The sequence below is a fragment of the Agromyces sp. NPDC058104 genome (assembly GCF_042884835.1).
Taxonomy (GTDB): Bacteria; Actinomycetota; Actinomycetes; order Actinomycetales; family Microbacteriaceae; genus Agromyces.
In genome coordinates, this window is sequence record NZ_JBHVTD010000001.1 from 1,611,951 (window position 1) to 1,623,193 (window position 11,243).

At 71.3% G+C, this 11,243-nt stretch carries 10 protein-coding genes; 7 read left to right on the forward strand and 3 right to left on the reverse strand.

The features are described 5' to 3' along the window. The first annotated feature begins 51 nt into the window (after positions 1-51). The 7 genes from ACFVTH_RS07660 (at position 52) to ACFVTH_RS07690 (ending at position 8,312) form a co-directional block, all read left to right on the forward strand. Positions 52-1,425, forward strand: a complete 1,374-nt coding sequence (locus ACFVTH_RS07660) for an MFS transporter (protein ID WP_387088551.1) — start codon at positions 52-54, stop codon at positions 1,423-1,425. Between the two features lie 19 nt (positions 1,426-1,444). Continuing rightward, positions 1,445-2,965 (forward strand): FGGY family carbohydrate kinase, encoded by a 1,521-nt coding sequence (locus ACFVTH_RS07665; RefSeq protein ID WP_387088554.1) that lies wholly within the window; start codon positions 1,445-1,447, stop codon positions 2,963-2,965. A gap of 14 nt (positions 2,966-2,979) precedes the next feature. Then, positions 2,980-4,653, forward strand: coding sequence for an FAD-dependent oxidoreductase (locus ACFVTH_RS07670; RefSeq protein ID WP_387088557.1), 1,674 nt, complete (start codon positions 2,980-2,982; stop codon positions 4,651-4,653). Continuing rightward, the gene (locus tag ACFVTH_RS07675) at positions 4,650-6,179 is read left to right on the forward strand and encodes an FAD-binding oxidoreductase (protein WP_387088560.1); all 1,530 of its coding nucleotides are present in this window, start codon (positions 4,650-4,652) and stop codon (positions 6,177-6,179) included. The genes ACFVTH_RS07670 and ACFVTH_RS07675 overlap by 4 nt, the downstream gene beginning before the upstream one ends. Before the next feature lie 7 nt (positions 6,180-6,186). Next, the gene (locus ACFVTH_RS07680) at positions 6,187-6,807 is read left to right on the forward strand and encodes a glycerol-3-phosphate responsive antiterminator (protein ID WP_387088563.1); all 621 of its coding nucleotides are present in this window, start codon (positions 6,187-6,189) and stop codon (positions 6,805-6,807) included. An 82-nt stretch (positions 6,808-6,889) separates the two neighbouring features. After that, positions 6,890-7,195: a putative quinol monooxygenase gene (locus ACFVTH_RS07685; protein WP_387088565.1), complete on the forward strand. Its 306-nt coding sequence runs from the start codon at positions 6,890-6,892 to the stop codon at positions 7,193-7,195. Beyond that, the gene (locus ACFVTH_RS07690) at positions 7,188-8,312 is read left to right on the forward strand and encodes an alcohol dehydrogenase catalytic domain-containing protein (protein ID WP_387088568.1); all 1,125 of its coding nucleotides are present in this window, start codon (positions 7,188-7,190) and stop codon (positions 8,310-8,312) included. The genes ACFVTH_RS07685 and ACFVTH_RS07690 overlap by 8 nt, the downstream gene beginning before the upstream one ends. A 52-nt stretch (positions 8,313-8,364) precedes the next feature. Here the strand turns inward: ACFVTH_RS07690 and ACFVTH_RS07695 are convergent, their stop codons facing one another. The 3 genes from ACFVTH_RS07695 to ACFVTH_RS07705 form a co-directional block, all read right to left on the reverse strand. Beyond that, positions 8,365-9,039: an HAD hydrolase-like protein gene (locus ACFVTH_RS07695; RefSeq protein WP_387088571.1), complete on the reverse strand. Its 675-nt coding sequence runs from the start codon at positions 9,037-9,039 to the stop codon at positions 8,365-8,367. Between the two features lie 119 nt (positions 9,040-9,158). Next, positions 9,159-9,854 carry an endonuclease NucS gene (gene nucS / locus ACFVTH_RS07700; protein WP_387088573.1) on the reverse strand — a complete coding sequence of 232 codons (696 nt, stop codon included), beginning with the start codon at positions 9,852-9,854 and terminating at the stop codon, positions 9,159-9,161. Between the two features lie 9 nt (positions 9,855-9,863). After that, complete coding sequence (locus tag ACFVTH_RS07705; protein ID WP_387088576.1) at positions 9,864-11,171, reverse strand: MFS transporter; 1,308 nt, start codon at positions 11,169-11,171, stop codon at positions 9,864-9,866. Between the last annotated feature and the right edge of the window lie 72 nt (positions 11,172-11,243).

Below are 11,243 nucleotides of genomic sequence, written 5' to 3' on the forward strand. Positions count from 1 at the left end.
GACGTCATCTCCTTTATCGATGCACGGTCGCGCATCGGTGGGCGAGCCGGGGTGATCTGGTGGCTCGCGCTCAGCGGACTGTTCCTCGACGCCTTCTCGAACTCGGCGCTCTCGGCCGGCCTCGGGCCGATGACCAGGGACATGGAGCTCAGCGCGACGCAGGTCGCCGTCCTCACCTCGATGGCGTCGTGGGTCGCGATCGCATTCAACCCGATCGGTGGCTGGCTCGCCGACAAGTGGGGCCGCATCCCGCCGCTGCTCATCGCGAAGGTGCTCGCGCTCGCCGGTGCGATGCTCGCGGCGTTCGCCCCGAGCTTCGAGATGGTGCTCGCCGGCCGCTTCTTCGTGGGCGCCGCGTACGGCATCGACTTCGCAATCGCGATGGCGCTGCTCGCCGAGTTCACCCCCGCGCGGTTCAAGGCGCGCCTCAACACCTGGCAGGGCATCTGGTACGTCGCGGTCTGCTCGAACCTCGTCCTCGCGATCCTCTTCTACAACATGAACGTCGGCGACTCGATCTGGCGCTACTCGGTCGGCACCGCCGGCCTCGTGGCGCTCGTGCTCTTCGTGCTCCAGGCGACCTTCATGGTCGAGAGCCCGACCTGGCTCGCGCGCAAGGAGAAGCTCGGCCGTGCCGCCGCCTCGATGACGAGGATCTACGGCGAGACCTTCACCGCAGCGCCCGTCGAGGACCGCATCCCGGTCACGAATCAGGCCACCAAGGGCTTCGCGAACGTCGCACTCATCTTCCGCGGTATCTACCTGCCCCGCACGGTGCTCGCGGCGACCGTGCAGATGGCCCAGTCCATCCAGTACTTCGCGGTCGGCTGGTACCTGCCGATCATCAGCATCGCGCTGTTCGGCGAGGACTTCGTCGTCGCGACCATCGGCGCGCTCGTGTTCAACGTGTTCGGCATCGTCGGCGGCTTCATGTCGCCGGTCATCGGCAAGCGCTTCGGCCTGCGCCGGGCCTCGGCGATCGGCTTCGGCGCGGTGTTCCTGATGCTGGTCGTGCTCGGCTTCTTCTACGAGTCGATGCCGCTCTGGCTCGCCTTCGTCGTGCCGTCGCTGTTCATCCTGTTCCACTCGGGCGGCCCCGGCGCCAACGGCAAGAGCCTGTCGACGCTCTCCTTCCGCAGCGAACTGCGCGCGGGCGCCAACGGCATCATCGGGGCGATCGGCAGTGCGGGCGCGGCGCTCGGCCTGCTCGTCTTCCCCCTGCTGAAGGAGGGCATCGGCCTCGGCCCGACGTTCCTCATCCTCTCGATCGTGCCGCTGGCCGCGTTCATCGTCTGCTCGATCATCAAGTGGGACCCGACCCGCACCTCGATCAGCCCCGACGAGGAGCAGGACGCCCCGCAGTTCCGGAGCGACGCGTCGGCGCAGGCCGCTGCCGCCGAGGCATCCGCTCTGGCCGCCAAGTAACGCGGAAGCGGCATCCGACATGACGACACCCGCGATCCTGGCGATCGACGAAGGAACGACCGGCACCCGTGCGGCGTGGGTCACGGCCGACGGCCTCGTGCACGCGCTCGAGTACCGACCGCTCCGTGTCAGCACACCCGTCGCGGGCGTGGTCGAACAGGATGCGAACGCGATACTCGACAAGACCATCGACGCCTGCCGCGCAGTCATCGCCCGCGCGGCAGGCGACGGGGTCGCTCTCGTCGGGCTCGCGATCGCCACCCAGCGCGCGACCACCGTGCTCTGGGACACCTCCACCGGGCGGGCCCTCGTGCCCGCGATGGTGTGGCAGGACAGCCGCTACGCCGACGAGCTCGCGGCCCTCGGGCCCGGGTGGAACGAGCGACTGATCCGCAGCGTCGGCCGCCCGACGGGGGTGCGCTCGCCCTACCTCTGGGCCGCGCACCACCTCCGCGAGACGTCGGAGGTGGCCGAGGCGCACCGGGCCGGCCGGCTCGGCTTCGGCACGATCGAGACCTGGCTCCTGTGGAGCCTCTCCCGAGATCGCACCTACGCCGCGACCTCGACGAACGCGACCTCGGCGGGCGCCTATGTGCTGGCCCGCCACGAGTACGAGCGCGAGTGGATCGACACGCTCGGCTTCCCGGGCGAACTGCTGCCCGAGCTGCGCCAGGACGCCGACGACTTCGGGGTGACCGACGCCTCGGTCCTCGGCATCGAGGTGCCGATCCTGTCCGCGGTCGGCGACCAGCACGCCGGCACCGTCGGCCTCGGCTGCCTCCGCAAGGGCCAGGCGATGTGCGTGCACGGCACCGGGAGCTTCGTCGACCTCGTCATCGGCAACGAGGCGCCAGCGAACCCGGGCCTCTACGACGGCGCGCTCACCCTCACGGCCTGGCGGAGGAACGGGGCATCCGTCTTCGCCATCGAGACGTTCACGGCGACGACCGGCTCGGCGCTCGACTGGGTGTGCGACACGCTCGGCTGGTTCGAGTCGTCGCAGCGCATCAGCGAGCTGGCCGGGACCGTGTCGTCGGCGAAGGGCGTCATGTTCGTCCCGGCGCTCACTGGCCTCCGGATGCCCGTCATGGAGCCCAGGGCGAAGGCCTCGCTGACGGGCTTCTCGATGTCGACGACCCTGCCCGAGATCGCCTACGCCGTGCTCGAGGGCATCGCCCACTCGGTCGCCTCGAGCGCCGAGGCCGACGAGCAGGTGGCGGGCACCGCGATCACCGAGATCGTCGTCGGCGGCGGGATGTCCGCGAGCGACCCGCTGATCCAGATGCAGGCCGACCTCGTCGGCGTGCCGATGCGCCGCCTGCCCGCCTCGGAGGGGGCGAGCCTCCGGGGCGCGGCGTTCCTCGCCGGCTCCGACGGCCTGCTCTGGAACTCGCTCGAGGAGGCCGCGGCGTCGATGGGCGACGGCGACGTCTTCGAGCCCCTGATCGGGGACGACGAGCGCGCCGAGCGCCGAGCGGCGTGGAACGAACGCATCGACAACGAACTCCGGCTCACGCAGAGCCGTGCACCACGGAAGTAGGAGAGAACCACACGATGGTAGGACTGCCAGCCCGCAAGACCGACACCGCGCGCGAGCGCATGACCCGGGTGGAGCCCCTCCGGCTCAGCCGAGCCGAACAGGTCGCGAACGTCGAGGGCGGTCGCTTCGACATGATCATCGTCGGCGGCGGCGTGACCGGCGCGTACGCCGCGATGGATGCCGCGCTTCGCGGCTACCGCGTCGCGCTGCTCGAGAAGGACGACTTCGCGTCGGGCACCTCCTCGAAGTCGTCGAAGATGATCCACGGCGGGCTCCGCTACATCGAGCAGGGCAACCTGCCGCTCGTGCGCCACTCGCTGCTCGAGCGCCAGCGGCTGCGGAAGAACGCCAGGCACCTCGTGCAGCGGCTGCCGTTCCTCTTCCCCGTGCTCTCGCACGACGGTGTCTTCGACCGCCGCCTCGCCGCCGGCTTCGAGAGCCTGCTCTGGACCTACGACCTCGCGGGCGGATGGCGCGAGGGCGTGCTGCACCAGAAGCTCTCGAAGAACGAGGTGCTCGCGCACTGCTCGACCTTCAAGGCCGAGAACCTCGACGGCGGCTTCATGTACTACGACGCGCGCGCCGACGACGCGCGCCTCACGCTCACGCTCGCCCGCACCGCGGCGCATCACGGGGCGGCGATCCTGAACGGTGCGAAGGTCACCGGGATCACGCGCAGCCGCGGCAAGGTCAACGGCGTCGTCGCCGAGGTCGACGGACGCGAGATCTCCGCCCTCGCGGGCGTCGTCGTCATCGCGACGGGGGCGTGGCTCCGCGACTGGAACGGCGCGGGCGCCGATGCGGACGCCCCGAACATCCGCCCGGCCAAGGGCGTGCACATCGCGGTGCCGTGGTCGAAGATCCGCAACGACTGCACGGTCACGATCCCGATCCCCGGTCGCAACCGCCGCGCGACCATCACCCGATGGGGCGACACCGCCTACCTCGGCACGACCGACGAGGACTACACGGGCGACCTCGACGACGTGAACTGCACGCGTGAGGAGATGGAGTTCCTGATCTCGGGCGCCCGCACCGCGTTGAACACCGACCTCGAGGCCTCCGACGTCGTCGGCAGCATCGGCGGCTGCCGGCCGCTCGTCGCCCCGCCGGGCGGAAAGACCATCGACGTCAAGCGCAAGCACGAGATCCGCACCGACCGCGACGGCCTCGTGACGGTCGTGGGGGGCAAGCTCACGACGTCGCGCCACATGGCCCAGCAGACGATCGACGCCGCGCAGAAGGTGCTCGGCGAACGCCGGCGCTGCGCCACGAAGGACGCCTACCTGCTCGGCTCGGCAGGCTACGACCCCGAGGCCGTCACCGCGTCCGGCGGCCTCGCGGCCCACCTCGGCGAGCGCTACGGCAACGAGGCGCCGTTCGTCACCGACATCCTCGGCGACGACCCGTCGCTCGCGAAGCCGATCGTCGAAGGCCTGCCGTACCTCGAGGCCGAGGTCGTCTACTCGGCGCGGCACGAGATGGCGCGCAGCGTCGACGACGTGCTGAGCCGTCGCACCCGCGCTCGCCTCATGGCGCGCGACGCCTCCGCGGCCGCCGCGCCGCGCGTCGGCGAGCTGCTGCGGGCCGAGCTCGGCCTCAGCGACGCCGCGGTCGCCGCCCAGGTGGCCGCCTACCAGACCGCAACGGCGCACGAACGCGCCATCCTGATGGGAGAGTCCGAATGATCAGCAAGGAAGCCGTCAAGCGCGGTTACAACCGCGGCAACTACGTGGTGGGCGCCCCCACCCAGCCGCACTACGCCGCGAGCATCGAGACGATCGGCGAGGAGGCGTACTTCCAGGAGGACGTCGTCGCCGTGCCGGCGGCCGTGGTCGACGAGCTCGAGGCGGCGGCCGACGAGGTGGTCACCGACGTGGCATCCGTCGTCGAGGGGACCCGCGACTGGTGGGCCGGCAGCATGATCGGCGAGACCGCGGGCCGGCCCGCGACGCCGAACGCCGTGATCGCGAAGGTCTCGACGACCGAGCAGGTGCAGGCCGTCATGCGCATCGCCGATGCGAACGACCTGCCCGTCACCGTCTCCGCCGGGCGCAGCAACGTCACCGGCGCGGCGCTGCCGGTGCGCGGCGGCATCGTGCTCGACGTGTGCGAGCTCAACCGCTTCGTGGGCTTCGACGAGGAGAGCCAGATCGTCGAGGTCGAGGCCGGCATGTTCGGCGACGTCTTCGAGGAGCTCATCCAGTCGCGGTTCGGCATGACGATGGGGCACTGGCCCTCGTCGTACGGCATCTCGACCGTGGGCGGCTGGGTCGCGTGCCGCGGTGCCGGCCAGCTGTCGACGCGCTACGGGAAGATCGAGGACATGGTCTACGGCATGGATGTCGTGCTGGCCGACGGCTCGCTCATCACGGTGGGGGAGAGCGCTCGCGCGGCCGTCGGGCCCGACCTGCTGCAGCTCGTGATCGGCTCGGAGGGCACCCTCGGCGTCATCACGACGATCCGCTTCAAGCTGCACCGGCTGCCGGCGTACGGGCGCGCGATCGCCTACGGCTTCCCGACCTTCGCCGCCGGGCTCGAGGCCTGCCGCCAGATCATGCAGCAGGGCGCGAACCCCGCGGCGCTCCGCCTCTACGACGAGCTCGAGAGCGGGGTGCAGTTCGACCTGCCCGAGCAGAACGTGCTGCTCGTCGCCGACGAGGGCACGCAGGAGCTCGTCGAAGCCGGCCTCGCCGTCAGCGAGCGCATCTGCGCCGAGACGGGCGTCGAGCTCGACCACGAGGCGATCTTCGAGCGCTGGCTCGACACCCGCTACCTCACCGGCAAGAGCGCCGAGGGGTTCACGCGCAGCCCCGGCTTCGTGGCCGACACCCTGGAGATGATCGGCCGCTGGCGCGACCTGCCCGCGATCTACGACGAGGTCGTCGCCGCCATCGACGCCGTTCCGGGCACGCTCGCCGGCTCGGCCCACCAGTCGCACGCCTACGTCGACGGCGCCTGCCTCTACTTCTCGCTCCGCGGAGACGTCGAGGTCGACCGGCGTGCCGAGTGGTACCGGGCAGCTTGGGATGCCGCGAACGCCGTCATCCTGAAGCACGGCGCGACCCTCAGCCACCACCACGGAGTCGGCCTCCTGCGCGCTCCGTACATGGCGGAGTCGCTCGGCGCCGGCTTCGAGGTGCTGCGCGCGGTGAAGGCGGCGCTCGACCCGAAGAACCTGCTGAACCCGGGTAAGCTCGGGCTCGACGCCTGAGCCTGCGATGAACGAGTCCGCAGACGAGGGCAGGAATGCGGTGAACGTGCTGGAGTTTCCGCGCTCGCTCGACGAGCGTCTCTATCGGAATCCCGTCGTCGCCTCGCTCTACGGCACGGAGTCGGTCGAGGCGTTCCTCGCCGGCCCATGCCAGGTCGCGATCGCCGCGAACGTGGCGCTCCCCGACCTCGAGGGCATCGTGTCGACGCTCTCGTCTGCGGGCAAGTTCGTCTTCGTGAACATCGACAACAGCGACGGTCTCGCACAGGACCGCGGCGGCGTCGAGTACTTGCGCAAGATCGGCACGCCGGGGCTCATCACCACGCGCACGATGCTCATCCAGAAGGCGAACCAGCTCGGCATGGTGACCATGCAGAAGGTCTTCATCACCGACCGGTCGACGCTGCCGCGCAGCACCAACGCGGTGCGGCAGAACCGGCCGCACCTCGTGCAGCTCATGCCGTGGCCGGTCATCCCCTACATCAAGCAGCAGGAGCTCGCCGAACTCACGCCGTACGTCGCAGCCGGCTTCGTGCAGAGCCGCGACGACGTGGTCGCCGCGCTCAAGGGCGGGGCGAAGGCCGTCTCGACGAGCGACGTCGAGCTTTGGTCGATCACCAGGCGCTGACCGGATGCCCCGTGGCCGCTGCTCGGCCACGGGGCTCCGTCGCTCCCGCAACCCTGCTGCTCCCACTCGACAGGAGACCCACGTGTCCTCACCCCAGTTCCAGGTCATCGCCCGCTACTTCCCGCTGCCCGGTGAGACCGACGCCGTGCTCGCACTGCTCGGCGAGCTTGCAGAGGCGAGCCGCACCGAGCCGGCGAACCGCGCCTACGACTACTACCGGGGGGTGGCGAACCCCGACGAGATCGTCATCCTCGAGCGCTACGACGACGAGGCGGGGTTCGCGGCGCACCGCGAGTCCGAGCACTTCCAGCGCATCGGCGTCGGCCGGATCATCCCGCTGCTCGCCGACCGGGTGATCGAGCGGTACCGCGAGGCCGCGGATGCGTAGCGCGGTCCTCAGGGAGCAGGGCGCGGCACGGCCCTACGCGGCGAGCCGCCCTCTCGGCATCGAGCCGCTCGCCCTCGCTGCGCCCCGCGCCGGCGAGGTCGGCGTGCGGATCGAGCGCGCGAGTCTCTGCCACTCCGACCTCTCCGTCGTGAACGGCTCACGACCCCGCCCGCTCCCGATGGCGCTCGGCCACGAAGCCGCGGGCGTCGTCGAGGCGGTCGGCGACGGAGTCGATGGCGTCGCGGTCGGCGATCACGTCGTGCTGGTCTTCGTGCCGAGCTGCGGGGCCTGCCGAGAGTGCCGCTCCGCACGGCCGGCGCTGTGCTCGCGCGCGGCCGAGGCCAACGGTTCGGGCGAGCTGCTGCACGGGCCGTCCGTGCTCGCCGATGCGGCCGGCGACCCGGTGCACCATCACCTCGGAGTGTCGGCATTCGCCGAGCGCGCCGTCGTCGCGGCGGAGTCGCTCGTCGTCATCGATCGCGACGTGCCGTTCGACATCGCGGCGATGTTCGGCTGCGCCGCGCTCACCGGCATGGGTGCCGTCTTCAACACCGCGGAGGTGCGGCCCGGGCAGTCGGTGATCGTCTTCGGTCTCGGCGCCGTCGGCCTCGCCGCCGTGATGGCTGCTGCGCAGGTCGACGACGTGACCGTCATCGCCGTCGACCCGAACACCGACAAGCACGAGCTCGCGCTCCGGGCGGGTGCGGACGCGGTCGCGACGCCCGACGGCGCCGCGGAGCTCGTCGAGGGCCTCACCGACGGCGGGGTCGACGTCGCGATCGAGGCCGTCGGCAGCGCCCGCGTCATGGCCGCGTGCCTCGAGCTGCTCGCCCGCGGCGGCGCGCTCGTCTCGGTCGGGCTGCCGCACCCCGAGCAGGAGCTCGCGGTGCCCGCGCTCCAGTTCGCCGGCGCGGGCAAGCGGCTGCTCGGCTCGTACATGGGCGACGCCTCGCCCGCGCGCGACATCGCCCGCTACGTCGAGCTGTGGCGCGCCGGGCGCCTGCCGATGGAGCTGCTGCACACCGACACGGTGCCGCTCGACGAGATCAACGAGAGCCTCGACGCGCTCGCCGACGGCCGCGTGATCCGGCGGCTGTTCGTGCCCGGCGCCGCCTGAACGACGCGCCCGATTCGGCCGGCGGCCCGGTCTGCGGGCCGCCGCCGAGCGATCAGCCGAGCAGCATCGACCGGAGCTGGTCGGCCGAGTGCACGACGGCCATCGCGTCGCCCGCCTCGGCCGGCGAGCCGTAGCCCCATTCGACGAGGATCGTCGGCACGCCGTTGGCGAGGGCGCCGAGCGTGTCGTAGCCGCGGTCGCCGACCATGACGGAGTTCGCGGTGTCGATGCCCTGCGACTGCAGGCGGCGGAGCGCCTCGGCGACGACGTCGGCCTTGGTGCTGCGCGACTCGTCGTCGCTCGCCCCGGTGATGACGGTGAAGTACCGGCTGAGGCCGGCGTGGTCGAGCACCTCGCGCGCCATGCGCTCGGGCTTCGAGGTGGCGAGGGCGACCGGCACGCCGGCGGCGTGCAGCCGCTCGAGCACCCCGGCGACGCCGGGGAAGACGGGCGAGCGCAGCACGTGCTGGCCGTAGTGGTCGCGGTAGACGTTGAGCGCCTCCCAGGCCTCGGCGTCGGAGAAGCCGGCGGTCATGCGGAGGCTGTCGAGCAGTGGCGGCCCGACATAGGCGCGCAGCGTCTCGTCGGACGGCACGGGCAGGCCCATCTCGGTGAACATGTGCGCGAGCGAGCCCGTGATGTCGGTCGCGGAGTCGATGATGGTGCCGTCGAGGTCGAACAGCACGGCCGACCACGTACGCGTGGGGGAGAGCGTCGGGGAAGTCACCGTGACATCCTAGGGGGCGAGAATGCGAGCGATGCTCGAATTACGGCAGGGCTCAGCGAACCCGCAGCGGGCATCCAGTCGCTGCGCGCCGGGTCGAGCGCCGACCGCGGGGCCCCTGCCTAGAACAGCCGCGAGTGGTCGTCGTCGACGCCGCGCATCGCGTCGTAGTCGAGCACGAGGCAGCGGATGCCCCGGTCTTCGGCGAGCGTGCGCGCCTGCGGCTTGATCTCCTGCGCGGCGAAGACGCCCGTGACCGGCGCGAGCAACGGGTCGCGGTTCATGAGCTCGAGGTACCGGGTCAGCTGCTCGACGCCGTCGATGTCGCCGCGCCGCTTCAGCTCGACGGCGACGCTCGCGCCCGAGGCATCCGTCGCGAGGATGTCGACCGGGCCGATCGCCGTCATGTACTCGCGACGCACCAGCCGGTGCCCGTCGCCGAGCAGTTCGATCTGCTCGGCGAGCAGCTTCTGGAGGTGCGCCTCCACGCCGTCCTTCTGGAGGCCCGGGTCGATGCCGAGCTCGTGCGCCGAGTCGTGCAGCACCTCGTGGATCGAGACGATGAGCCGGTCGGCGGTCTTCTTGTGCGTCACCGTCCAGAGCTCGACGATGCCGGCCTCGCGCTGCTCGTCGTCGGGCTCGGCCGTCGCGAGCGTGCAGGGCGGGCTCATCCAGTTGAGGGGCTTGTAGCTGCCGCCGTCGGAGTGCACCAGCAAGCTGCCGTCGCCCTTCACCATGAGCAGGCGGGTGGCGAGCGGGAGGTGGGCTTGGAGCCGCCCCGCGTAGTCGACGGAGCAGCGGGCGATGACGAGACGCACCCGTCGAGTCTACGTGCGGTCGGATGCCTCGTGGCCGTGGCCGTGGCCGTGGCCGTCGCCCGCGACCGAGGTGCGGCTGCGCTCGCGCGCGGCCGGGGCCGCGAGGAACGAGAGCACGAGCAGCACGAGGATGACGAGCAGCGCATTCAGGATGCCGAACTGCTGGCCGATGAACCCGAGCAGCGGCGGGCCCGTGAGGAAGGCGCAGTAGCCGATGATCGCCACCGCGCTGACGCGCGCCGCCGAGTCGGTCGGGTGGTCGGCGGCGGCCGACATGCCCACGGGGAACCCGAGCGAGGAGCCGACGCCCCAGAGCACGGTGCCGATCACGAGCATCCAGGTCTCGGTGCCGAAGATGAAGAGCGAGAGTCCGATGATGCCGACGACCGCGAGCACGCGCAGCACGGGCACTCGTCCGTACCGGTCGAGGACCGGCCCGCCGACGACGCGGGCGGCCGTGATCGAGACCGTGAACACGCCGAACATGATCGCGCCGAAGGTGGGGTCGAAGCCGTGGCCGTCGACGACGGCGAGGGCGAGCCAGTCGTTGGCCGAGCCCTCGGCGAACGACATCCCGAGCATGATGACCCCGATGAGCAGCAGGCGCACATCGCCCCAGACCGCCAGGTTCGCCCTGAGGCGCTCGGCGAACGGCGGGCGGGGCGCGTCGGCATGGGTGTCGTCGCCGACCTCGGCTCGCAGGGGAACGTAGCGCACGGCCACGAAGATGGCGACGGCGATGCCGAGTGCGATGCCCAGGAGGTGGATCGACACCGGCACGGCGGCCGCGGAGGCCGCCGCGGCGACGCCCGCTCCGGCGACCGTGCCGAACGAGAAGAAGGCGTGCATGAGCGGCATGACGGTGCGGCCGATCTCGCGCTCGGCCTCGGCGCCCTCGACGTTCATCATCACGTCGACCGCGCCGTTGCCGAAGCCGAAGAGCGCGAGGCCGATGACCACGAGCGGCACCGAGGGGAGGAGCGCGGAGCCGCCGATGCCGGTGAACACGAGCCCGACCGAGACGGTCACGAGCGCGCCGATCATGCCGAGGCGCGCGCCGAGCCGGGCGAGCAGCCAAGGTGCGGCGACGAGTCCGAGCACGGCGCCGGCCGAGGAGGCGAGGATGACGAGGCCGACCCCCTGCGTGCTGAGCCCGGTGTCGTCGCGGATCGCGGGGATGCGCGCGACCCAGCTCGCCATGCCGAGCCCCGAGAGGAAGAAGATCGCGAAGACGGCGTTGCGCCAGGCGACGAGCTCGCGCGTGGGGCGGGCGGCGGTGCCGCGCGTGGAGCGCCCGCCGTCGGTCTGTTCTGCCATGTCGTCCTCGTGCGATGTCCAGTGGTCCCGATCCGGGAGTCGAATCGATTCGATCACTGTAGCCGAGCTCGC